Source organism: Planctopirus hydrillae (assembly GCF_001707835.1).
Classification (GTDB): Bacteria; Planctomycetota; Planctomycetia; order Planctomycetales; family Planctomycetaceae; genus Planctopirus; species Planctopirus hydrillae.
In genome coordinates this window covers 1-25,020 of the sequence record NZ_LYDR01000103.1, presented here as the reverse complement: position 1 = coordinate 25,020, position 25,020 = coordinate 1, and the positions used below count along the sequence as shown (strand labels likewise).

The following is a 25,020-nucleotide window of genomic DNA, read 5'->3' as shown; positions in this document are numbered from 1 at the left end:
TGATCGTGTGTCCAGACGATCAGGATTTCCTAAGTTCTCCACGAAAAATTTACTTTCTACCCGTAACGTGACATCCCTATTTTACATAATTTGAAGGTGTGGATGAAAACTCTGTCGTGACCTCCGCTCCCCCATCGGTGTTAAGAACCTATCTGCAGTTCAGGACGATTTCCTCGGGAGGAAGCTTCATGTCCGCTGCCTCGATTGATGAACTTCTCGATCAGGCGAGGCAACTTGCCCGCCAGAGAGAATTTGCTGCCGCCACTCAGATCTATCAGGCGGTGATTGCTCAGGATCCGTCCAACACCGCTGCTTACGATGGTTTGGGAACAATCTACTTCGTACAGGAATGCTATCAGGAAGCGATCAATTGTTTTCTGGAAGTAGCGGCACTCAAGCCCGTCGATGGTAAGCCGCTCTTTAACGCCGGTGCGATTTATAATCGCATGGGCGACTATGCCAAAGCCGTCGAGATTATTCGCAAAGGTTTGAATCGCGATAAACGCTGTGCTGAAGGTTATTACAACCTGGGGATCGCGCATCGCAAACAGTCTCAATGGCAGATGGCGATTTCATCCTATCGAGAAGCGATTCGACTCGATCCTGGCTTTGCCGAGGCTTATCAGAACCTGGGCAACGTTTATCTCGAAATGCAGAACTATCCACTGGCGATTCAGAACTTTAAGAAGTCGCTGGAAGTCAAGCCGGGCTTTGCCAAAGCCCTTTCGGGTTTAGAAAAAGCGGAAAGTCTGTCGCAGCAGTTGAAGAACAAAATCAGCCCTTTTGGCAGACTGGTTGATCCGAAGGAAGCCGCACAAGGGAACACTTCCGACAGTTCCGGCGTGATGCGTCAGATGACCAATGCCGAGCGTCTGCACGACAGGCAATCGGTACGAGAGTTAGCCCGGCAGATCGAAGTCAATACAGCCGAGATGCTCGAATACGCACACAATGAGTTTTTTCCTGTGTTTCAAACGCTCCATCATCTGGTCGTCCAGGGGAATACCGGGGTGGCTCTGCACCGGGCGACACAACAATATCGGGATGCCGTCAATCGACTGGCCGAATACCGCCGTTTACAACGCCGGAAGCTGCTGGAACTTCAAGCCTATGAAGAACTCATCCAGATGCGGAGTGTGAGTGTCGGTTAGCCGGTGGCTGATCTTGCGGATCTTCACCGGTAGCCTGTGAACGACAATCGTTCTGCTGCCATCTTTTCTGGCCCGCTGCTGCAGCAAATCTGCTGTGGCCTTCTTCTGCCACAAATCTGCCACTGCACTTCTCTGGCAAATGTTGACAAATCCTAGAGCCAACTCACATGCTTGAGCAGGATTTTCAGCGATCAAGCCTCGTTCAGAGATTCTCCGCATCCATTGAACACACAGGAAAGACCAGCATGGCTAAGAAGAAAGCTGTCAAAAAGGCTGCTCCCGCACCTGCGAAAACCACGACCGCCAAAACCGCCCAAAAGCTCAAAGCTGTGGCCTCACCCACAAAACCTGCTGCAGTGGATCGGATTGTCATGCGCACTGGCGAAGCACTGGTCGAGGCTGAGCCGGCCTGGTCTGCTGCTGAACCCGAAGTCGTGATTGGGGAACTCGACGGGCCCGTCGGCTATGCCATGGCCAATCTGCTGGGTGACCAGATCAAGGGCCATTCGCGCGTTTTCGCCATTCTCAACTGCGACGTTCAAGTCCGTCCTGCCACACTGATGGTCAGTAAAGTCACAGTGAAGAGTGAAGCCTACACAAATATTCTGATGGGGACAGTTCAGGCAGCCATTGCCAATGGTGTGCTGGATGCTGTCCGCAAGGGAGATATTCCGAAAGAAAAGGCTAACGATCTGGGGATCATCATCTCTGTCTGGCTCGACCCATCGGTCACTTCTGTTGAAATCGATCACAACATTCTGTTCGACACGCACCGTCAGGCAACAGCCAAAGCGATCGCCAAGGCGATGAAGCACGAACCCTCCATCGACTGGTTGCTCGAACATCAGCACGAGATCCAGCATTGCTTCAAGCCGGCGTAAATCGTCGCCAGTGGGATCACTTGGGCATCGACGTCGCTGAGCGTGCCATGCGCATACCTCCGGCAACCCTCGACCGCGTTCTCGTGGGAGAGGGTGGCACGGAGTGCCGGGTGAGGGTCTTTCCAATGGATATGGATTAATTGCCAAGACTTCCGCAGGGGCGTCGATTGACAGCAACTGGCGGGAGATGAAGAGCGTTCTGCGATCAAATCGGTTGTGGATTGCTCGCCAAAATGCGTTCGAGCTCACCCTCATCCCGGCCTTCTCCCGTCGGAACGTGAGAAGGAGAAAACCCCTCGCCCGCGTGGGAGAGGGGCTTGATGTCTGCATCGGCTTTGAGTTGTTTGGTACTGGCAGCGACAATACCACCAAATGATCTGGGGGCAAACGAGGACGTTTGACCCCAGCCACTTGATGCGAATCATGTCAACGAAAGTCTTATCGACTCTCTGGCAGCGGAAGACTCAGACGTGGATGAACGTTGGGCCTCCATCCGCTTCCCCAAACCCCGTAAGGGGCCCGATCGGGGGATTACTTGACTTTGAGAGTTTCGACGAGGAAGTGGAGTTTGGCGTTGGGGGGGATGACGCCACCGGCACCGCGAGCGCCGTAGCCGAGTTCGGAGGGGATTTCGAGCTCGATCATGCCCCCTTCACCGACAAGCTGCATCCCTTCGGTCCAGCCGGGGATGACCTGGTTGAGTCCGAAGGAGATGGATTCTTTGCGGTCGTAGCTGCTGTCGAAGACTTTGCCATTGTCGAGCCAGCCGTGATAGTGAACTTCGACAGCGTTGGTGGCTTTGGGCTTGGCCCCTTTGCCTTCGCGGAGAACGCGGTACTTGAGACCTGATTTGGTGGTAGTGAAGGTCTTGGGGGCATTGGCATCGACGGCCCCGGCACCGGCTGGCAGCTTGGGAAGTGGAACTTCGGTCTCAGCACTCATAGCGACTCCTGTAATACTCATTGTCAAAACGACAGCCATGGCCCGGAAGGCAATTTCCTGAAAGGCAAATCTCAGCAGAGAACTTTTCATCTGGGTCCAACTCCCTGAAATGTGATCGCCACGATCACTGGACTGACGGCAGACGCACCTGGTCTGACGATGAATAGCAGCGGACAGTGGCTGCAACATCCTCATACCGTAGCGAAACCCGTCTTTCGAGGAAAACCAGCCACTCAAGAAACCATGTTCGCGTCAGTAAAAGGACCCGGAACCTTGATGATCCCGGGTCGATTCGAATGTCGAGTTCCTGATCCCTTCAAGAGGTCAAAGGAATCAGTTGATGGTGGCTGTCAAAGAATTGTGTTCGGGTTGATAGTTGAGTTTGCGACGGCGGAGCGATGGCTTGGCTCCGGTTTCCGGACGTACTCCCCGGATGACTTCCTGAACATCGACCTGGCTGGGTTGGAAGTATTCGCAAAGAACTTCGGCAGCAGCGACAGGCCGCGTGGTCTGGCCGCAGGTAAAGACGTCGGCAGCCAGATAGCCATGCTCAGGCCAGCTATGAACCGAAAGGTGGGATTCCGTCAGAACAGCAACTCCCGTCACTCCCTGGGGGTCGAACTTGTGAACGTCAATATACAAGAGCGTGGCTCGAGCAGCTTTGACGGCGTCCAACATGGCTTGCTTCATCAGATCGGCGTCGTCGATCCCGCTATTGCAGCCCCACAATTCGATAATCACGTGCTGACCCAAGTGTTCCATCAAAACCCTCCTTTTGGCATCCGTTGGCCGATGCCCACCCTGTGGCGTCGCTAGGACATAAAACCTCAAACTGACTCGGACACGGACAACCCACCCGTCAGAAACTTGCGGCTCCAGCCGTCTTGATGGCTCCCATCTCGATGACCAGTGCCAGAGCGAGGTTTCTGCGGGAACATGCAGATTCTCAGAGATTTGGCGGGCGTAAAGCCCTGCCTACGTGCGGGGGGACAAAATTATGGGAGCGACCATGCGAAAGGTCAAGTCGCACAGACTTTTCCGACAGTAAAACCACGGGGATCACCCCTGCAATCGACATAATCTTTTCACCCGGCCCTGGGTGCCGCTCTTCGAGTGCCTCAAAAATTGAAACACAGCGAAGAGTGTGGAGTCGAGAATGTCTTCATTCGCCCCCTGGTCATTCGAGTTCACCAGCACCAATACATCTGTCACCAATACATCTGTGAAGTTTCTCCCCGTCAAAATCGAGAGAGCAACCAGCTCCCAATAACCTCTGGGCAAACGAGGACGTTTGACCCCAGGCAATCTCCCACGTCTTTTCGAACGGTCTGAAACTCGACGCGTAAATTATGCACTGGTAGTGATTTGGGCGAATTTGAGGCCCTCCAGAAAAATATTCAAGTTTTTCTCAAGTTTCCTTCCAAAACCGTCGATTCCATCTTGCAGTGGAAGAATTGCTCGCGTTGGCGGGAAAGTCTTCCTGAGAAAATCCATTTTGGAACGAATCATGTCCCGCTCGGGTTATCGCGCATTCAGCCTGCTGGCTCTTGCAGCTTGCAGTGTGGTGTGTGGCCTGCCTGAGTCGGCCCAGGCTCAGCTCACGCGGAACTGGTGGACACGTTCTCAAATGGCCTGCCCTTCCTGTTCGCTCGCCTCGCCTCACAAGCACTCACAAACTCCTGCCTACTTTCATTCGTCTTCCATGATTCCTACAACCGAGGTTCAAGCACCCGGCTGCGATTGCCAGTCCGTGGGTGAGTGGCCATCGGCGGGACCATTCACGCCTCAGTATCCATCCTCGCCCGGAGTTCTCCCCCCGGAGTACCACCAGCAGGGGCTGCCCGATATTCATTATCAATCGACCGATCTGATTCCTCAGCCGTCGCTTCCACAGTCGCCGCTTCCTCAGGGACCGCTTCCACCGTCACAACGTCCACAGGGACAGCCTGTTGATCCGGCTGCAATTGCTCCGTTACCTGTTGATCTCACACTGATTCCTCCCTCACCGGCAGCGAAAGTCTCTACGCGGCCTGTGGGCACATCCGCACCATCGACATCATCATTCGAGCCACCACCCCCATGGCAGCCTGCGCTGCCGCCCGAACCACGGATTGTCCGCAATCCCAAGTCGGGTCCTGTTCCCACGACACCTGTTCGCTCGTCGGCTGTTCTCGATCTCCCGGTCATGAACATCCTTCCTGAAAAAACCGGCCCAATCACAGTTCAGCCGTCAAAGGCTGATTCTCAGATCACTGAACTTCCAACAATCACTGTCCCCGCACCATGAACTGCCGTACGAGACGATTGGGAAACGATTCCCGCTCGAATCTCGAATGAAAAACCTGCGTCAACACCCCGTTGATTTTCCTGTCGAATCAAGTGCCTGTTCCTGTGAGAGAAGCGTCGTCCCCCGAGTTCGCAGGCGGGGGACGACGCTTCGGCGTTTTGATCTGTTCGAAATTGAACTTTTCATCGTTCGCTCACAAATGTGCTGTGAAGCTCAGCCTGCCGCTATCTTCTGACCAGATCTCCCTGATACGATTCCTCTGCGGTCATGTTTCCCGGGAGAATCTGTGTGGCTGCTGAAGTCAGTTTGAATGTTCGTATCGAGACGCCCGAAAATGTGCGGCTCGCCTACCAACTGGCAGGCCCTGCCCTGCGCAGTGCGGCCTACGCCATCGACTGCCTCTTCCGCGTGTTGCTCATTACGGCACTTCTGATCGGTGCCTGTCTGATGGCTGCCATCCTGCCAGGGTTCACAATTGGTGGCATCCTGCTGGCACTCTTCTTTATCGAGTGGCTGTACTACATCGTTCAGGAAGGCTTCTGGAATGGCTATTCGATGGGCAAATGGCTGGTGGGTATCCGGGTGATTCATACCTCGGGAGCACCACTCACCTTCTGGGGAGCTGTTCTGCGGAATCTTTTACGTGTGGCCGACATGCTGCCGATTGCCATGGTCTTTGAGGATGTGGCCTGGCTCGGGATACTCCCTTTTTATGGCCCCGGTCTTCTGGCCATGTCGATGACCCGGAAGTTCCAAAGGCTGGGCGATCTCGCTGCGGGAACAATGGTCGTGCAGGTTCACCCGATTGTCCTGCCGGCTCAACCGATGATTCTTGACCATATTGCCCCGATCACCCGGTACGAATCGAACGGCTTTACGCCCACTCAGGCACAATTATCGACGATTGCCGAGTTTCTCGGACGACGATCCAAACTGACGTATCAGCGTGGGCATCAGTTGGCTTCCGAACTGGCGGATACTCTGGCAGAGCGGATGGAATTCACAGGTGACCGCGAACAGGTGCGGAAGTTCCCAATGGCCTTTCTGGCCCGGGTCTGTGCCACATTCCAAACCGCACGAGATGAGAAAGCGGCCGTCATCACGCCTGCGAAAGCGAGGCTCATGTGAAGCGAGCCACTTTTCTGGCCCAGCGAAAACCCGCGTGGCAAAACTTCGAAAAATCGCTCCGACGTGTCGAGTCCGTCAACCAGCGGCGGCTCTCCTCCGAGGAAGTTCTGGCGTTTTCGCGTCAATTGCGCGAAGTCGCCCACGATCTTGAACAGGTGCGGACACGCGACTGGGGTCTTGATCTCGAAGAATATCTGAACCGGCTCCTGGCTCGCGGGCATGATTATTTCCACGCCCCTCGCGCGGGCACGTGGCATACCATCGGTCAGTTTCTGTTCATGGAGTTTCCCCGCATCTTCCGCACCTGGTGGGGTTATCAACTTCTGGCTGCTCTACTGTTCTTTGGGCCGCTGATCATCAGTTGGATTCTGATTCAGAATGAGCCTGCACTGGCAGCGCGTTTCATGTCGCAGGAAGCGCTCGATCAGTACGACATGATGTACTCGAGCGAAGATTCAGCCTCTCTCGACGAATCGGCCTTCTCGTTTGATTCGTGGAACGATTATGGCAACGAGCGGGCTTCTATGGCGGGCTTCTATGTCCAGCATAACGTCGGGATTGCCCTGCAATGTTTTGCCCGCGGGATTCTCCTGGGGATCGGGACAATTTACACGCTGCTCTTTAACGGCATTACGATTGGAGCGACGGCTGGTTATGTCCTTTCGCTCGGTCATGCCGATCGATTTCTGGGCTTTGTCGTTTCGCATGGATCATTTGAGTTAACAGCCATTGCGATTGCTGGTGGGGCCGGGCTGCTGGTGGGAGATGCAGCACTTCATCCGGGCCAGTTGTCACGCTGGTCGGCATTGCGTCTGCGAGGGAGAGATGCCGGGCAACTGGCCGTGGGAGCAGCCTTCATGCTGGTGGTGGCGGCACTCATTGAAGCCTTCTGGTCACCTGCCCCGATTCCATCGGAGTACAAGTTTCTGGTGGGTGGATTTCTGTGGTTCAGCGTCGCCATGTATCTGGGCTGGTCAGGCAGGGAGCGCGCATGAACCAGAATCCAACCCTTGATGCCGCTTCTTCGGATCGACGAGAGACAGCCGCTGTCCCTCAGGTCGATCTGCGTGGCCTCTCGCTGCTGAACTCGATCGATCTGGCCTTCCATGCTCTGCGCTGGCAATGGAAAGGTTTGCTTCTGACCTACCTGGCAATCGCCTTGCCTACGGCCTGTGCGATTGCCGGGTTGTCGATGATTGATTATCGCCTGGCGTGGTGCGCCCCGGTGCTGTGGGTGCTGGTTTCGGGCCCATTGGGTGTCGTCATTGCCACCACCATGACGGCTTTACTGATGGGAAATGCCACCACCTATCGAGAAGCCTTGGGGCAAGTCCGTTTCAAGCACATGGCCATGTCGATTCTTCGCCGGATGGCTGCACTGGCGGGTCTTTTGATGTGTGGTATTGGCAGCCTGGTGGCTGCTGTCCATTTCACTTTTCACCCTGAAAATCATGCGTTGCGGTCGCGGCGGAAAAGTGGACACGAACACCATTTGAAGAAGCTGATCAGCTCTCACCATTCTGATCTGGTGGTCAATGCCTTTGGTCTGGGGATCTGGATCTTCTGTCTGTCGGTCGTGCTCCTGATCTCTGCCGATGTCCTGGCAGAAGTCTGGTTTGGTGCCTCGTTCTGCCTGGGGCCACTGCTGAAAATGAATCAGGGACTGGCAGCGGTCGATGCTGTCCCCGAAGAGTATTGGGAGATCTCGACGTTGTTTCTCACGACTGATCCCCGACTGCTCTTTGCCGCCACACTGTGTGTCCTGGCGGCTTTTTCGCTGGGCCGTCTCGCCTGGGTGGGTGAATATATCAATCTGCGTGTCCGTGAAGACTGCTGGGATCTCGAACTGGCCATGAACCAGGCCGCTCACGACATTCGCAGGAAATCGACGCCCAGGCCTTTACGCGTGGGCCTGTTGGCTCTGGCGACGTGGGGATTACTTTCGCTGATACTGGGTAATGCACCGCTATCGGCCTGCGCTGCCGATACAGCTCAAGTTCCCAGTCATCCGGTTGTTCCTCAGGCGCGGAAAACACTCGAACAACCGGAGTACCGCTACTTCGAGCACTTCAATGCCGATGATATTGAGGGAGTTGAACAGGCACGGGAATCGTTATTGCCGCCCCGATCGCGTTCGTCGAACAGCGATACGGGTAGTTCCCGCACCTTGCCAGGTTCCATGCGTTCTTCCAAAAAGAGTTCTGGCGATGGCACAGAAACAGGGACCCAGCGTGCGAAATCACGTTCCAGTTCCAAAGGGAGTAGACCCTCCAGTTCACAGAGCCAACCTTCCTCTTCTAAAGGCTCTGCTCCAGCGGAACCAGCCACACCTTCCTCCGGGATGAATGCACCTTCAATGGATCTGAGCTCTCTGCTCGGGTTGGGGGCCGTCGGAACTTTTCTGGCCTATCTGATTGTGGCGGTCGTCATCGTGGCCATCATTGTCGCCATTGTCATGTCGATTATGGCCTCTTTACGTTCCCGAGAACTGGAGTTCACCGACGCGAACACGACAGCCCTTGAAGAAGGGGAAATTCTTTCTGAGCCGGGCCTCATCCCGGCTGATATCTATCTGGCCCGGGCTGACGAACTGGCAGGGCTGGGCCGTTATCGCGATGCGATTGCCCAATTACTTCTCAGCGGGATGAGTTTCGCCGAACGATCGGGCGTGGTGCGTTATCGGCGGGGTTTGACTCTCCGTGACTATCAGCGGGCCATGGGATTTGAAACCGATCTTTCGCACGGATTCTCAGCCATTGTGCGAGTTTTTGAACCACTTGAATTTGGCAGGCAACCTCACACCGCCGAGGCCTGGCTGGCCGCCCGCACCGCTTACGCCAGTACTTTTGAACCGCTGATTCGCAATGAATCACTTCCGGCAGCTCTCCGCACGGGAGATCTCTCATGAGTCGTTTTCCTGCGGATCGATCGGCAACCGCTCCCCCTTTGACCAGGGGGATTCGAAAACCCGCGTGGAAGCAGCAGTCCTGGTTGATACCCAGTCTGATCTGGGGTTCGCTGGCAGCCGTTGTGCTGGGAATGCACTTTTACTTCCCCCCGATTCCTGCTCCTCGCACTGCGACGAGTTACAGCGCTTCTGCCGATGGTTTCAAAGCGTTGTACGAGATTCTCGAAGAGGATGCTTTTGTCTATCGCAACGATGCACCGCTCGATCGACTGATGGAACTGGTCGATCCCGATGGCACACTCTTGTTGATTTTGAACCCGCCGCGAATTCCGAATGAAGCCGAGTGGAACAGCCTCTATTCGTGGGTCAACATGGGAGGTCGCCTCGTCTATGCGCCTCCTCCGGGTGAAGTCGACTCTTTAGGCCCGTTCGAAGGTGAAATCACGCCCGAACAGGGCCCGGCTGACGACCGCATTCCACCGCAGTTGAACCTCCCGTTAGGAGGGCGATTTCTGTGGTGGCCGGAAGGGGAAGTGACATCGACTCCCGGCGGAAAGGTGCTTGTCTCTCAGGATGGCTCGCCTCAGGCGGTTCTGGTGAACGCGGGGCGAGGGTCGGCTCTTTTTGTTGCCAGCCCGTGGATCTTTTCCAACCAGCTTCTGACCTATGGCGATAACAGCGCTCTGGCTTATGAACTGATTCGCGAAGCTGCCGGGCCGGGGCAAAGTCTGGACGATGTTGTGATCGCTTTTGATGAATCTCTCAATACCCGGGCGACACCCCAGATGATGGGTGTCTTGTTTCAGCCGCCACTGCGTTCGATTTCTGTACAGATCCTGCTGCTGTTCATGCTCTATGGCTGGTGGAACAGTTGCCGGTTCGGGCCTGCGGTTGTTCTCGAAGAAACGTCTCAGCGGGAGATCGTTGAACACACCAGTGCACTGGGGCGAATTCTCTGGCGATCGGCGGACTGCCAGTTCGTGTTATTTCAGTATTTAAGGTACTGGCTGACGGAATATCGACTGCAGGAAGCTTCCGGTCGCAAACGGCGCCTGTCGAGCCGTTTGCAGAATGATGCTCAAAAAGTCGATCAGGCACTGGAAGCGATCCATCAGGCCGAGATGGCTGCGATGACACCCAGGCTGGGTCATCGCGAAGCGGCACGCCACATTCGAGCACTTTCATTGATTGGCCAGAGCCTGCAGCGCTAACTTCTTGCGCACCAGAATCTGAAAAGATGAAGGGCGAGTGAACCGTAATTTTGATCACTTCGCTCAGCAACCCTTTGAAACTGATGCGATTTGGACAACTTTCTTAAATCAACATAACATCCTTTGTGTATTCAACTTATGTGCATTTATGGGCCGTCGGAGTTCTGCCCGATGCGGATTGACCGAAAATCGATTGCCGTCTATCTTTCCCATCCCGCTGCTCAGGGATTGAACGCATGTCGGGAAGAGAGTTCTGGTCTGTTCATGGAGGATCAGTCATGAGTGCGCGACCTGCTGCCGCCGCGTCAGCCTTCGAGCCCGCGCGCCATGCCGACGATGCGGCCATGATCACTCCACTCGACGAGCTGCGCGAAGGCCGGGAAATTCTCCGCACGGAAGGGCAGGCGCTGCTCGATCTTTCCCGTCGGCTCGATGCTTCGTTCTGTGCGGCTGTCGAATACCTGTCGAATACTCGCGGCGCCGTGATTGTCACCGGGATTGGTAAAGCGGGCCTCATTGGCCAGAAGATCACCGCCACGTTGTGCTCGACCGGCTCGCGCGCTTATTTTCTCCATCCCACAGAAGCCTTGCACGGCGACCTCGGCTGTGTGGGGCCAGACGATGTGATCCTCGCCTTTTCCAACAGTGGAGAGACTGCAGAACTGCTCGCCCTGCTGCCCATTTTTGAAGAACGGGGCATTCCGGTCGTGAGTGTCACCGCCTCGCCCGTCAGTACACTGGGCCGGGCCTCGCAAGTGGTCGTCACTATGGGTCGCCTGCATGAGTGTGGTGTCCAGGGGCTGGCCCCATCGACCTCGACAACCGCCATGCTGGCTATTGGCGATGCACTGGCGTTTGTCACTTGTAAACGCCGATCTTTTTCGGCTCGTGATTTTGCCCGTTTGCATCCTGCCGGGACTTTGGGCCGCCGGTTGACGGTCGTCAGTGAAGTCATGCGAAAAGCACAGGATGTCCGTATTGCTCTCGAAACGACCTCGGTGCGGAATGTCTTTATCGGGCAATCCCGACCCGGGCGACGGACTGGGGCCGTCATGCTCGTCGATGAAGATGGCCTGCTGACAGGTGTATTTACTGATAGCGATCTCGCCCGTTTGCTCGAACAGAAGCGTGATGAACAACTCGATGCCCCCATTCGTAACGTGATGACCAGCCGCCCGACGACAATTTCGCCCACCATGCTGCTGGAAGAAGTGCTGCAACTGTTTGCCGAACGCCGCCTGAGTGAATTTCCCGTGGTCGATGAATCCGGACATCCTGTCGGACTGGTTGATATCACCGACATGATTGGTCTGACGCCTCTCGAAACGGCAGCACCTGTCGATCCTTCAGGGGCGGGGCGGGAGCATTCCCCCAGAGATTCCGCATCGCCTCATACCATCACCTTTCCCGCCAGGAGTGCGGGACATTCCCCGGATACAAAGCCCTCCGCATGAAGCGACTGATGCTGACAGGGACTGTCGTATCGGGCCTGTTGGGCCTCTTTATGGCCTATCGCGTGGCGAGTGGCTGGCTCCTGGCCCGTCCTGAGCGACAGGTCACCATGGCGGTCGCTGAGCCCCACGAACGTCTCTCCAGCAGTGCCGAGAACGTACGCATTGCCCGCGAACATCTGCCGCATGTCCCCTGGGCGATCGATTCCCAGTATCAGATTCGCTCGGACCATACCTACCTGTATGCCAACGAGTGGATGCCGGAAGGAAATCGAGGCGAAATTCGCTTTCGTCCACTCGCCATGGTGATGGTGAATGAGCGTAAAGGGAAAACGCAGATCACTACACTGGTCGCAGAATCGGCACTCCTGAAGTTTGCCTCGCAATTTGATGTCCGCTCACCAAACCCGGGGCGTATTATCGCCGGTGCGCTGGAAGGCGAAGTCTCTGTGGCTGGCCCGGAAGGGCTGATGATCAAAGGGCGCAACTTTTATCTGTCGGAATCGGCAGCTCGCATGTACAGCGATCACCCGGTGTCGTTTGCCCTGGGGCCTCATCGTGGGACTGCCGGTCAGTTGCAGGCCGAACTGATCCCCGCTGAATACACCATGCACTCCGATCGACCCGCCATTATCGGTCTCAAAAGTGTGAGGCTCCGGCGGAATGTCAAAATGGAAGTGGTGCTCAAGAACAAGCAGGAACCACTTCCTCTTCACATCAAAACCGCAGGCAGCTTCGAATACCTGGTTGAAGATGAAGTGGCCATCTTCGAAGCCGAACGCGCGCAGAAAGACGACGTGCTTGTCTATCGCGAACCGGTGGCTGGACAGACAGACTGGCTGCGCTGCGAACGGCTGACTCTCGGATTTGTTCCTCGAAAACCAGAGGATGTGGCGAACGTCCCTGCTCCTCCCGCAGCGAAACCCGAAGAGGCCGAGTTCCGCAGGATTCGTACCGATCTGCGATTTGCATCACTCAAGGCCGAAGGACGACTCGTCCGCACAGTTTCCACTCAGCAGAACTTCAAAGGCGAGATGACTTCACTCGTTTACAACGCCGTCGATCGCACTCTGGTGATGAGTGATCCCAAAGGGGTGCAGCTCTGGCATGGCGAGAATCGATTGCAGTCGCCTGGCGTGCAGATCGCCATTGGCGAGGCCGACACCATTGGTGATATTCTCTGCGCAGGGCCGGGCGTACTTGAAACTCGCGACCCGGCGACACAACTCATTCAATACGCCGCCGGCTGGAAAACTCACCTTAGAAAATTTGCCGATCCCGAAACCCGGCTCGACGTTATCGAACTGAACAATCAGGCCTCCTTCCGACAGCCAGGCCAGAAAACCGCCCTGGGTGCCGACCAGATTCGTGTCTGGGTCACACCTCTCAGTCTCGCTCCCGGCAGGCCCGCGTCACCCGTGGCGAGCCAGCAGAGTGGCAGTTTACAGCCGGACGCATTGAATATTCAGCCCCGCCGTCTCCTGGCGGAAAAGAATGTCGCCATGCTTTCGCCTCAACTCGAAGCTGAAGCTGAGACGTTATTGGTCGATTTCGAGGGGGACTTCAATCGTCAGCCAGGTGATAAGAAGCCAGAGGGCCAGAAGTCTGCCGGTCACAGTTCCGAAGGGATGCTTCCCGTATCGGGCAATCCCTCATCGGCCGGGAACTCGAAGCCATTTCGCATGAAAGCCGGACATTTGAAGGTGCTCATGAAGCCCGATCTGAAAACGGGCGAGCCCATGGTGAGCGATGTCTGGACGGATAAAGATTTTCAGCTCAGCCAGGCACGCATTGATAACAAGCCACCACTCGATCTGCGCGGACAGAAGCTGCATCTCAAAAACGAAGGCGAAGCCCGGCAAGTCGTGCATGTTTACGGCTCTCCCGCAGAGATTCGCGATAGTGGCATGCTCATTCGCGGGCCAGCCGTGCATCTTGATCGGACCGAGAATCTCGCCTGGGTCGATGGGGCAGGAAACATTCAGTTACCCATCGAAAAAGATAGTTCGGGTCAGATGATGGCGCAGCCGGAGATTCTGGATATCTCGTGGCAGGAAAAGATGATTTTCGATGGCCGTAAAGCCTCCTTCGATGGAAACATTTTCGCCAGTTTCGCGAGCCACACTCCAGAGGCCATCAATAACCATCGGATGAACTGTCAGCAGATGGAAGTCGAACTGACTCAGCGCATCCTGTTCGCACAACAGCAAGGCCAGCAACCGAAGACCGATCTGGCGGTGATTCTGTGTAAGGATGGTGTGCGTCTGGAAAGTTACGAACGTAAGCAGGGCCTGCTCACACAGATTCGCCGGGCCAATGTCTGGCAGTTAAGGCTGGAACCGGCGACTGGTGCCGCCAGTGCGATTGGCAAAGGAAAATTGCAGATCTGGCGCCGCGAGCCGGAATCGACGATTCAGCAAGCTTCCGCCACATCCGCCCGTGCCAACCGGCCACTCACCGCAGACCAGAGCCCATGGGATTACACCAGTGTCGATTTTAATGGGAAAATGATTGGAAACATCGAATCACGCGGCACGACCTTCCATGATCGAGTTCAAGTGGTTCACGGACCCGTCGATACCTCTGTCGCGACGATTCATCCCGATCAACTGACCAAAAACGCCGGCTCGATGCGTTGTGACAGTCTGGAACTTATCCAGCGTCAGCCACTGGAGAGTGCAGCGAAATCCGGTCAGAAACCATGGATGGAGTTATTCGCTAATGGCAATACGATCCTTGAAGGCAACGGCTTCCATGCCCGGGCCGATCAGGTGAGCTACGATCAATCGAAGGGACTGTTCATTCTTAAAGCCGTGGGAAATCGCGAAGCCACCATCTGGCGGGAAGGTCCGGGAGGCGGCGTCCCTCAAACCGCCAAGCGCATCGAGTTTAACCCCACCACAGGCAAGCTCGACGTCAACCAGGCCACGTCCGCTGGTGGAAGTGGTTAAAAGCATCGCCTGCCGAGGCACACCGATTCCGGGCGATATTCACGCTTAAGCATGTCGGGGCAAGAGCGGCTGTATTAGGGGGTTTTCGAGGTATCGAGAAGCTTTTGATGCCGGGAAAAGCCGAGGTGGGTGGGTCTGTTACGGAGATCTTTCTGAATCACGCGGGCACGTTCGTGCAGGTTCTGCACTTCGCGTTCGAACTGCTCGAACTGATCGACCCGTTCTCGAAGCTGGACAAAAAGGCCGCCGGGAATCTGCTGCCTTGCCAGATCGCTGGCTAGTGCTCGAATTTCGTGCTGCAGGCCCCGCTTCAGCCGACGGGTGATCAGCCAGACCCAGAGCGCACACCAGCCGGCGAGGAGGAGTGCTGCGGGGAAGTAAAAGCTCGTTTCGAGATGTGGCTTGCCCAGCCAGAAGGCCTCGTAAAAAAAGTTGTAGCAGATGCGCCACAACAGCCAGGCAGGGAAGAGGCACAACAGAATTTCGTACCCCCAGCGAACGAGGGGGCTGGCATTGGATTTGACCAGCTTCTGCACGAGTTGATCGACCAGTTCCCGCGCCTTTAGACACATGGTGAGCTGCAACTGACCCGCTTCCTGCCGGCGCTGGTCGGTCGACCAGTCAATCGGATCAAACCCGGCCTGTGAGGCATCCCCCTGCACAATCGAGGCCAGGTTTCTCAGGTCGGCTTCGGTCAGTGCCGATGTTCCCAGTTGATCCAGAGCCGCCCGGGCCTGACTATCCCGCTGCGATCTTTGCAGCCAGTCGACCGCCTGCAGGCTCCCGGCAATCGTCGCCTGCACGACAGTGCGCGATCTCAACAGGGCATACGAACCTAAAAAAGTGCTCCAGCGGGCTCGAAATCGCAACAGAGCACTGAGTGGACTGATCGTCCATGTTTCGGCCACAGCCGAGATCAGGCGTTCTTCCCACGGCTGCTGCTCACTCTCGAGTTCGGTCTTGAGCCGCTCGGAAAGATTCGCCGTCAGTTTTCGATCTTCAGCCTCCAGACGATCAGAAACACGCTGCACCATTGGACGATGGGCTGCTAATGCACTTCTGGCCTGCGAGAGCGTATTCTCAATCAGGTCAATCAGGTTGTTATGCCTTAAGAGTGGACGCAGGCCATCGATCGATTCCTGCTCGAGTGTGGCCATTAGCTGACCAAACTCGCCGGCAGGTCGCATGCCGCGTCGGCTCTCTTCGAGGGCTTTTTTGGAATCGACAAAGAAGATCTCGACCAGTTCAAAATCGCGAACAAGATCCTGGCGCCAGTCTTCGCGAATGTCATCATCTCGATCGGCAAATGTCTGTACAAAGAGAACTCGTGCATGCGAGGCGGCAGCACGCAATTCTGTCTGCAACCTGGCCTGTCGATACTTCTCCTGAGTACTGACGACGAGGAGAACATCGCATAGAGGGAGGAGTTCGCGAACTCTGGCGAGATTGCTCCCTTCAATGGCGACTTCATCCACATCGACATCGGGAAAATCAAGCAGAGCAAACTGTTTGAGAATCGGCAGGTCGAGTTGTTGAACGTGGAATTCGGGTGAGGATGTCTCTCGAAGAGCGGCGGAAGACCTGGGTGTTGAAAACCCTAACGATGAAAGTGAAGTTTCCTGATGGATCACCAGTGTCGGGACACAGGTCGTGGGCCGGGTGACACCTGCCCGCGTGATCTCTGCACCGACCAGCGCATTGACAAGAGTACTCTTGCCCACGCCGGTACCGCCAAAGGTGGCAATCAAAAGAGGTGACTGAATTCGTGCAACCAGTTCGGGAGCAGCGACCAGCAGGCTGCCCAGAAGCCTTTGCTGTTCGCGAACCACGCTCGAAGTGGCACTGTTCTGGGCCCAGCGGCTTAAATCAGCCAGCAGGCTCTCGATCTGCGACTGCCTGACAACAGGCCGGAGTGTCTGATCAGTCGGCATCAATGACTTCGTCCTAGCGAGGGTCAATCAATTTCCAGGGCCCATATCTGGCCAATCTCTCAGCCCAGGTCCCTGATGGACAATTCTGCAGAACTTGACAATCGTCACCTGATGATTGTCTTGAATTAGTGATTGTCGCCACAAGCAGACCATTTTCCCAGTCCATTCGGCACTCGAATTCTGAATCGGGTTCTTGCGAAAATCGATCGGGAAAGCTGGCTTCAGCCGCTACGCTGTTCCCGACCCGTCTTGTTGGTCTGGTCGAAATCTCTTATAGAAGAAAGGTTCGTATTTGGTTGGGAGACTTCATGATGACCAGAGTGATATTGGCAAGTTTCATTTCGGCCCTGGCTGCGAGCATGCTCACGGCCTGGTGGCTGCAACCCTCCTCCTTCGATGCCTACGGTCTGGCTGTGGCCCAGGACCGCGGTGCCCGCTTCAAATCGACCCCTTACAGCGAAGAAGATGAAGCCAATCAACCGAAGGTCAAGCCCATCTATATGGCGGATGGGCTGACGCCCGAAGAAGCCGTGAATATTGCGGTTTATCAGGCAGCGAATCGCAGTGTGGTGAACATTACGACGAAAGCGGTGCAATCGGGCCGGTTTTCGCTGCTCGAGCTGCAATCCGAAGGGAGTGGTTCTGGCTCGATCATTGATAAAGCGGGCCATGTGCTGACCAACAATCATGTTGTGGAAGGGGCGACGCAGATCAGTGTGACGCTCTACTCGGGCGAATCGTTCGATGCGACCATCGTGGGTGCTGATCCTGTCAACGATATTGCCATCCTGAAGCTGGATGCCCCGGAAGATCAGCTCTATCCCGTGGAATTTGGCGATTCGCGAAAACTTCGAGCCGGCATGCGGGTCTTTGCCCTCGGGAACCCCTTTGGTCTCGAACGAACTTTGACCACAGGGATTATTTCGAATCTCAATCGATCTCTGCAGATTCATGGCAATCGCACGATCCGCTCGATCATCCAGATCGATGCCGCCATCAATCCCGGAAACAGTGGCGGGCCTCTGCTCGATGCCCACGGCAAGCTGATCGGCATTAACACCGCCATTGCCACGACATCGGGTCAAAGTGCCGGTGTGGGGTTTGCCATTCCAGTGAATCTCGTCACGCGGGTGGTGCCGCAACTGCTCGCTTTTGGAAAAGTAGTGCGGCCTGAAGTGGGGATTACCAAAGTCTTTGAGACGGAGAAAGGCCTGCTGATTGCTCAAATGAAGCCCGGCGGGCCAGCGGAACGTGCCGGGTTACGAGGGCCGAAAGTCGTTCGCGCCCGGCGTGGGCCATTCATCACAGAATCGGTCGATCGTGCGGCTGCCGACCGAATCATGGCCGTTGATGGCCGCAAGATTTCGACGGCTGATGATTTTCTCGGTTACGTCGAGGATAAAAAGCCGGGCGATGTTGTTCGCCTGACGATTGTTCGCGACGGTCAGGAAATCGAGGTGCCACTGACACTCACGACGACCGATCCACTCGGTGAGCGAACTCCGTAAACGAAAACCTGGTTGATGGCGATGGTTTTTTGCTCCTTCTCTCGTTCCGACGGGAGAAGGCCGGGATGAGGGTGAGTTCGCGCATATTTGGTGTGCGATGAGCGAGTGGCTTCATCGCACGATGATCTTGGTTTCTGACCAACAGCCGACAATCGGCGCTGCTGCGGAACAAATCCGGGGAGTCCTGCCGACAAAGCCGCATTTCGCGGAGTCTCTCTTGTGACGATCGTCAACCGGACGTGCAAAGCCATGCCTGGGTCACCCTGATCCTGCGTTCTACGGAGAGGACTTCCCGAAGACTCTCGCATGTGGTGATGGCTGGAACATGGTCTGCATAGCGGACCGTACTACATCGTGATTCGTTCCGATCTCTCATTTTGCATTCGAGTCCATTCATCGGCGTCCCATCGCCTGTTGCCATTTTCATCGCAGTTGTCGTACGACCATTTGCAACTGAATTTCCCATCAGCATGCAGTTCAAATACGACACTTCCCCATACAGGCTGGCCAGCATCACGAAACTTTTGCCGAAGATCGTCAATAGAACAAATCAGTTCATAACCTAGGTGAAAACTTCCAATTCTATTGTCCGAGTGTAGAAACTCACCAAAGTAATTCACATTTTCTGGGTAATAGATGACCTCAACTCTAGCCACCTTCCATTCGTTCGGCAGCCTGTCAGATATAGCATTTCCGACCTTTGCGTAAATCGGTTCAAGATCTGGAACCATAGAGAATATCCTTGTGATAACCTGTCCGCATAGCGTTCTTCATGTTTATGAACAACACCTGTCGCCGGATCCTCAATTTTGTACTCAAGCCGACTAGAAGGGTCAGGACTCATTAACGTAAACAATAGTGCGTAGCGAATCCATCAATCATGTATGCTCAGTATTAACCCAAGAGTGGCCGCAAGTATGGCACTCAACATGACCGAATTCGAGATTGAAAGCTGTGCGAAAAAGACCCTGATCCTGAGTTCTACGGAGAGGACTTCCCGAGAACCGGGCGAGGGTGGTGGTGGGTACAATATGGTCCGCATAGCGGACCCTACGGTTGAGGCGATCTTTGGGGATTTCGGTGTATGAAATCGTGTGGCGTTGAATGATCAGGGGGTTTTCCAGTCGGCGAGCCAGAGTTGGCTGGTGCCGTCGGAGCCGCGGGTGGAGGTCCAGAGGAGTTGTTTTCCATCGGGGCTGAAGACGGGGAGGACATCGGTCGCATCGCCGAACGTGATCTGCCGGGGAGTGCCCGCCGTGAAGGTGGTGCTGGTGGTTTCAATCGGCATCCACCAGAGTTTGAATTTGGCACTCGCCGGGCCTTTTGAATAATCGGCCCGCGACCAGATGAGCGACTTGCCATCGGGATGGAAATACGGGCACCAGTTGACCTCATCGAGGTTTTTGGTGAGCTGCACTTCATGCTTGCCATCGACCGAAATCGCAAAGAGCTGGAGCATGTGCTCCTTTTCGCGATCACTGCGGAAGATCACCCATTGGCCATCGGGTGAAAAGAACGGGCCGCCATCGTAGCCGGGCGTATTGGTCAACTGGCGGACATTCGAGCCATCGGCATTCATCAGGTACAGATCGGCATCGCCATCGCGGTTGGAAGTGAAGACAATCTGCTGGCCATCGGCCGAATAGCTTCCTTCGGCATCGTAGCCGGGCGTATCGGTCAATCGCTGCATACCGGTGCCATCAAAGTTGATGGTATAGAGATCCATGTGAGGGTCGAAATCCCATTGATAGCGCCGACGGCCCCCTTGAGCCGCTTCGTCGCGGGCTTTCTTTTCCGTGAGGTCGATTGCGGGATCGGTATGAGCCGAAGCAAAGAGAATCCGCTTCTGATCGGGGGTAAAGTACGCACAGGTGGTGCGGCCGCGCCCGGTACTCAAGAGCCTGGGGGTCTTTTCGTCGAGCTTCTGCACATAGATTTGATAGAACGGATAACCGACGGGATAGGCCTGATAGACGATCCACTGGCCATCGGGTGAAAAGTAGCCTTCGCCAGCGCGTGGTAGGCCGAAGCTCACCTGTCGCTGATTGGAGAGAAATGTCGCTTCGCTGGCGGGCTGAGCCAGCGCCTCTGGCACAAGACTCAGACTGGCGAGGCAGATCATGGCCGAGAGGAATGCCCAGTCTCTTTTGTTACCAAGCGATGTATTCATCATGTTGAGCGTGCTCCCTGTGATGTTCGATTTGATTCCAAACTATCGCATGCTGGTGATTAAAGACAGAGCCGGCTGATCTGGCGACGTGTTCCTGCAGTTACTCGGCGGCAACCTGTGCCGGATCTTCTCCTTTGCGGGGAGCAAATTCCCCGGCGGGATCGAGGACTTTGCGAACGAGCCTGAGCAGCTTGAGGCCGGTCTCGTAGCCACGGGGAAGAACGAGATGTGCCTGGCGGTCATCGACAACCCGGAGTGTGAAAGGGGTTTCCTGAGCCAGCTTGTCAATTTTGCGAGGGAGGCGATAACTGAAGACACAGTAGCCCCCTTCGAGATGAATTCGATCAATCGACCACCGGCTGGCCAGGAGCTGAATTTCCCGCAGGTCGATCATCCGCTGGGCAGGTTTGGGAACAGGCCCAAAGCGATCCTTGATTTCGGTTTCGTACTGACGCAGTTCCTCGATGGAAACGACCTGCGACAGTTTCCGATACATCTCGATTTTCAAGCGGCCTGGCGGTACGTATTCACTGGGGATAAATGCCGAGATCGGGAGATCGACATCGACATGCCGATGTTCTTTGAGAGGTTCCCGTTTGAGAGCCCGAACGGCATTTTCCAGAAGCTGGCAGTAGAGTTCATAACCCACGATGGCAATGTGCCCGCTCTGTTCCGTCCCGAGGATATTCCCGGCCCCGCGGATTTCGAGATCACGCATCGAGATTTTGAAGCCGGCCCCCAGCTCGCTGAATTCTTCAATCGCCTTGAGCCGTTTGGTGGCTTGAGGTGAGAGAATCTTCCCTTCTTCGACCATCAGATAGCAATACGCGCGGTGTTTGTATCGACCCACTCGGCCGCGAAGCTGGTGCATTTCCGCAAGGCCATAATGCTCGGCCTGATTGATGAAAATGGTGTTCGCATTGGGGATATCCAGACCACTTTCGATGATTGTGGTCGCCACGAGGACATCGAGATCGCCACGGACGAATCCGAGCATCGCCTCTTCCATTTCGTGCTCGTTCATCTGGCCGTGCACGACACCGACTTGTGCTTCGGGGACAATCGAACGAATACGCTCGGCCATCGTCTGAATGTTGTAAACGCGATTATGGACGAAGTAGACCTGCCCGCCGCGATTGAGTTCACGGACGATCGCCTGGCGAATCAGGGTGGGATCAAACCGGCAAATGCGGGTTTCAATTGCCATGCGATCCTGGGGCGGAGTTTCGAGATTCGAGATATCGCGTACACCAATCAGCGAGAGGTGCAATGTTCGCGGGATGGGTGTTGCACTTAACGTGAGAATATCCGTCTGAGTGCGCAGTTTTTTGAGCCGCTCTTTCGCTTCGACGCCGAAGCGCTGCTCTTCATCGATAATGAGCAGGCCCAGATCCTTGAAGTGGACATCGGATTGAACCAATCGATGCGTCCCAATGACGAGATCCACCGAGCCATCCATTAGCCCGCTCAGTGTCAGTTTCTGCTCGGTCTTCGTACGAAAGCGGGATAGCTGACCAATATTGATCGGAAACTCGGCAAAGCGGCTGGTAAAGCTGCGATAATGCTGTTCTGCCAGGACTGTCGTGGGGACCAGGACGGCGACCTGCTTGCCACCATCGACCGCTTTGAAAGCCGCCCGCATGGCGACTTCGGTTTTGCCAAAGCCGACATCGCCGCAAATGAGCCTTTCCATGGGCCGGGGGCGTTCCATATCGCGTTTGATATCGAAAATGGCCTTCGACTGATCCACCGTTTCGATGTAAGGAAACGAGGCTTCAAACTCTTCCATCCAGTGGCTGTCCGGCGGGAAGGCAATGCCCGGCTGCAATTCCCGTTCGGCCTGCAGGCGGAGCATGTCAGCCGCCATATCGGTGACAGCTTCCGCAACGCGTTTTTTCTTCTGAGCCCAGGCCGTTCCGCCCAGCTTGGAGAGTTCAGGGGCTGTTTTCTGCCCGCCAACATACTTCTGCACCAGATGGATCAGCGCGACGGGGACAAAGAGTTTGGCACCATCCTTGAATTCGAGGTGCATGTGCTCTTCAGACTGATCTCCTTTGGCGAGAATCTGCATCCCGAGAAATCGCCCGATGCCATGCGACAGATGCACGACCAGATCTCCCTCGTTGAGGTCGAGGAAGCTGTCGATGGCGCGTGTTTCGAGTCTGGTGCGAGTGGCAGTCCGCCGGACCTCGACCCGGCCAAACAGTTCGTGATCGGAAAGGACAACCAGCCGCTCCCATGTGAGACGAAAACCACGGGTGATCGTCCCTTCGCACAGGCGAATGCGGGGTTTCTGTGCTTCCTCAAGACCATCCAGCAGTTCCTGCATGCGCTCGATGGCGGCGGCATTATGACAAGCCAGGAGCACCTGCTCATCGGGCTGCAGAATGGTGCAGAGCTCTCGTAAAGCTTCGGTTTTGGGGCCCGTCAGCCGCTCGACCGATTCGACCTGCAGATGACAGGTCGTATCAAAACCGTCGGCGAGCAATGGCGCGATATTCAGCGAAGGGAACTGCAGCATCTTCTGCAAAGACGATTCGCTGGAAAACATGCCGCGACGGTCGCCCAATCGTTCGAGATACGCCTGGGCTTCCTGACGGACATCGGCATGATCGACGAGGACGACGACGGTGTTTTTCGGCCAACTGCCGGAGAAATGCTCGGTCGGAAAGGGATCGTCGAGCGATGTGGGCATCTGCTCCTGCGGCAGGCGGCGCAGATCGAGGACACTCACTTCGATCTCATCCAGATCTGCCAGTTTTCGCTGAGATTCGACATCAAACGTGCGGATCGATTCGATCTCGTCACCAAAGAGTTCGATACGAATCGGATGTTCGAGGTCGGCCGTCCAGAGGTCGACAATCCCCCCATGAATGCTGAACTCACCACGGGTTTCGATGGCGAGCACGCGCTCGAAGCCTAATGAAATCAGCCATTCTGATGTCGATTCGAGCGGGAGTTCATCCCCCACTCGAAAGTGCCGCATCGACTTCTGGCGGGATTGCCGGGCGGGAACGGGTTGTAAGGTGGCGGCAATCGACGTCAGAACGAGCTGGGGAGGAGCTTCGCTTTCGAGTTGTTTGAGCAGACGCAGCCGCTCGCCATGAATCGGGTCGCTGGTCGATTGTTCGCTGGGGAGCGATTCCCAGGCAGGGAATACCAGTGGTGGCTGGCCCAGAAAGCTGGTGAGATCGCCAGCGAAATCTTCAATGTCGCGTGCTCGGGGCAGAATGACAATCACAGGCCCGGATGTCGATGTCGCCACGCAAGCCGTGGTGAGTGCGCAGCTTGATCCCCAGGCACCATCGACGGTGCCACTGTTGCCTTGCCTCAGACTGTCGAGAATGGCCTGAATCCCAGGGTGCTGACGAAGCCTGGGGACTAAGGACTGCAGAGAGGGACTATCGCTCACTCGGTATTCCGCCCTGATCTCGATTCTGTCCTGAACTCTGAAAAATTGGCTCGCTGGTTTTCGACAGCAAAGTTTATCGTGACAGCAGCTTCCGACCAACTGCGGGGCCGATTTCATCGCTCGAATCGACGGCAGAAAGCATTCAGACGCGAGTCGGAGACAGCAGTCATCGCGAGTTGGCATTGTCGTTTTGGGTCAGGCTGTACTACAACATTTCATGATCATGGACGACCAATTGTTCCACCGTACGAGAACTTCTCGCACTTCGTGGGTGGGATCATCGGGAGTTCGGTCGCGGGACTTCGGGAAGCAGTCATTCCAGAGAATCGGCTATGAGAACTTCAGCCTCTTGCAACAAGATCATGGCTCTGCTCTGCCTGGGGTTATGGTGTGGGATGATCCTGCCCGGACAAGCTGAAGATCGCCCCATGCTCGTTGATCAATTCGGCGAGAAGCATGCCGTCGGTGCTGCGGGAGACGGCGTGACCGTTCTCATTTATGGCGACCGTAAGGCCATGAAAAACTCCAAAGAGTTAGGGACCGAGTTGCACCTGGCATTTCATCCGACGGCGGAAGGTTTGCCACCAGCAGAAAGTGCCAAGGCTCCTGTCCGGCCAGTCGCCGGTGCCCGCGGCCCATCGCCCGAAGTTTTTGTCATTCCTGTAGCGCTATTGGGAGACAAGATTCCTGAACCTTTGCGGCCAGTGATCATCAAGCAGTTCAAAAAAGGCTCGCCCGACTTCCCCGTGTGGCTCGACTTTGAGAACATTCTCAAAACCCAGTACGGAGCTGCGGAAGGAGCGACACAGGTGCTGCTGTTTGATCGCGAGAGCCGCCTGCGCTGGCAGGGAACCTGCACTCTGGAGGAAGCCGACGTCAATGCCCTGCTCCGCAAGATCGAGGCCCTTCGGGTCGAGCAGCTCAAGAGCGGGACATAGATCCCGTTGGCTCGGCAAGACCTCCTCTGCGAGGGTTTTTGCTCCTTCTCCCGTTCTGACGGGAGAAGGTTGGGATGAGGGTGAGCTAAAACGTATTTGGCGAATAATCCATCATCAGCTTTATCGCAGGACGCTCTTCATCTTCGCTCAC

General features: G+C 55.7%; 17 protein-coding genes. 11 read left to right on the top strand and 6 right to left on the bottom strand.

The window, feature by feature from the left end:
* Positions 1-188: 188 nt before the first annotated feature.
* The gene (locus tag A6X21_RS12190; RefSeq protein ID WP_068848250.1) at positions 189-1,151 is read left to right on the top strand and encodes a tetratricopeptide repeat protein; all 963 of its coding nucleotides are present in this window, start codon (positions 189-191) and stop codon (positions 1,149-1,151) included.
* A gap of 371 nt (positions 1,152-1,522) precedes the next feature.
* Positions 1,523-2,032 carry a formaldehyde-activating enzyme gene (fae, locus tag A6X21_RS12185; RefSeq protein WP_041403876.1) on the top strand — a complete coding sequence of 170 codons (510 nt, stop codon included), beginning with the start codon at positions 1,523-1,525 and terminating at the stop codon, positions 2,030-2,032.
* A gap of 531 nt (positions 2,033-2,563) precedes the next feature.
* Here fae and A6X21_RS12175 read toward each other — a convergent pair.
* Together A6X21_RS12175 and speD are read right to left on the bottom strand one after the other, a co-directional pair.
* A complete protein-coding gene (locus tag A6X21_RS12175) occupies positions 2,564-3,064 on the bottom strand; it encodes an FKBP-type peptidyl-prolyl cis-trans isomerase (protein WP_013111990.1) in 501 nt (166 codons plus the stop codon).
* Between the two features lie 243 nt (positions 3,065-3,307).
* Positions 3,308-3,736: an adenosylmethionine decarboxylase gene (speD, locus tag A6X21_RS12170; protein WP_068848245.1), complete on the bottom strand. Its 429-nt coding sequence runs from the start codon at positions 3,734-3,736 to the stop codon at positions 3,308-3,310.
* A gap of 745 nt (positions 3,737-4,481) precedes the next feature.
* On the opposite strand from speD, the gene A6X21_RS12160 reads away from it, so the two are divergent.
* From A6X21_RS12160 to A6X21_RS12130, 7 genes are all read left to right on the top strand, one after another.
* Positions 4,482-5,261 carry a hypothetical protein gene (locus tag A6X21_RS12160; protein WP_068848240.1) on the top strand — a complete coding sequence of 260 codons (780 nt, stop codon included), beginning with the start codon at positions 4,482-4,484 and terminating at the stop codon, positions 5,259-5,261.
* A gap of 288 nt (positions 5,262-5,549) precedes the next feature.
* Positions 5,550-6,389 (top strand): RDD family protein, encoded by an 840-nt coding sequence (locus tag A6X21_RS12155; protein ID WP_068848238.1) that lies wholly within the window; start codon positions 5,550-5,552, stop codon positions 6,387-6,389.
* Positions 6,386-7,384: a stage II sporulation protein M gene (locus tag A6X21_RS12150; protein WP_068848236.1), complete on the top strand. Its 999-nt coding sequence runs from the start codon at positions 6,386-6,388 to the stop codon at positions 7,382-7,384. The genes A6X21_RS12155 and A6X21_RS12150 overlap by 4 nt, the downstream gene beginning before the upstream one ends.
* Entirely contained in the window at positions 7,381-9,297 is a 1,917-nt protein-coding gene (locus A6X21_RS12145) for a DUF4129 domain-containing protein (protein WP_068848234.1), read from the top strand. The genes A6X21_RS12150 and A6X21_RS12145 overlap by 4 nt, the downstream gene beginning before the upstream one ends.
* Positions 9,294-10,508, top strand: coding sequence for a DUF4350 domain-containing protein (locus A6X21_RS12140; RefSeq protein ID WP_068848232.1), 1,215 nt, complete (start codon positions 9,294-9,296; stop codon positions 10,506-10,508). The genes A6X21_RS12145 and A6X21_RS12140 overlap by 4 nt, the downstream gene beginning before the upstream one ends.
* Positions 10,509-10,786: 278 nt before the next feature.
* The gene (locus A6X21_RS12135) at positions 10,787-11,962 is read left to right on the top strand and encodes a KpsF/GutQ family sugar-phosphate isomerase (RefSeq protein WP_068848230.1); all 1,176 of its coding nucleotides are present in this window, start codon (positions 10,787-10,789) and stop codon (positions 11,960-11,962) included.
* Complete coding sequence (locus A6X21_RS12130) at positions 11,959-14,910, top strand: hypothetical protein (protein ID WP_068848228.1); 2,952 nt, start codon at positions 11,959-11,961, stop codon at positions 14,908-14,910. The genes A6X21_RS12135 and A6X21_RS12130 overlap by 4 nt, the downstream gene beginning before the upstream one ends.
* A 74-nt stretch (positions 14,911-14,984) precedes the next feature.
* Here the strand turns inward: A6X21_RS12130 and A6X21_RS12125 are convergent, their stop codons facing one another.
* The gene (locus A6X21_RS12125; RefSeq protein ID WP_068848226.1) at positions 14,985-16,841 is read right to left on the bottom strand and encodes a GTPase family protein; all 1,857 of its coding nucleotides are present in this window, start codon (positions 16,839-16,841) and stop codon (positions 14,985-14,987) included.
* Between the two features lie 308 nt (positions 16,842-17,149).
* On the opposite strand from A6X21_RS12125, the gene A6X21_RS12120 reads away from it, so the two are divergent.
* Positions 17,150-18,349, top strand: a complete 1,200-nt coding sequence (locus tag A6X21_RS12120) for a S1C family serine protease (RefSeq protein WP_068848305.1) — start codon at positions 17,150-17,152, stop codon at positions 18,347-18,349.
* 347 nt (positions 18,350-18,696) lie between these two features.
* Here the strand turns inward: A6X21_RS12120 and A6X21_RS12115 are convergent, their stop codons facing one another.
* The 3 genes from A6X21_RS12115 to mfd form a co-directional block, all read right to left on the bottom strand.
* Positions 18,697-19,080 (bottom strand): immunity protein YezG family protein, encoded by a 384-nt coding sequence (locus tag A6X21_RS12115; protein ID WP_068848224.1) that lies wholly within the window; start codon positions 19,078-19,080, stop codon positions 18,697-18,699.
* A gap of 377 nt (positions 19,081-19,457) precedes the next feature.
* Positions 19,458-20,522, bottom strand: a complete 1,065-nt coding sequence (locus A6X21_RS12105) for a TolB family protein (protein ID WP_068848220.1) — start codon at positions 20,520-20,522, stop codon at positions 19,458-19,460.
* A 97-nt stretch (positions 20,523-20,619) separates the two neighbouring features.
* Entirely contained in the window at positions 20,620-23,931 is a 3,312-nt protein-coding gene (gene mfd, locus A6X21_RS12100) for a transcription-repair coupling factor (RefSeq protein WP_068848303.1), read from the bottom strand.
* Between the two features lie 332 nt (positions 23,932-24,263).
* On the opposite strand from mfd, the gene A6X21_RS12095 reads away from it, so the two are divergent.
* Positions 24,264-24,869, top strand: a complete 606-nt coding sequence (locus A6X21_RS12095; protein WP_131818312.1) for a hypothetical protein — start codon at positions 24,264-24,266, stop codon at positions 24,867-24,869.
* The last annotated feature ends 151 nt before the right edge of the window (positions 24,870-25,020 follow it).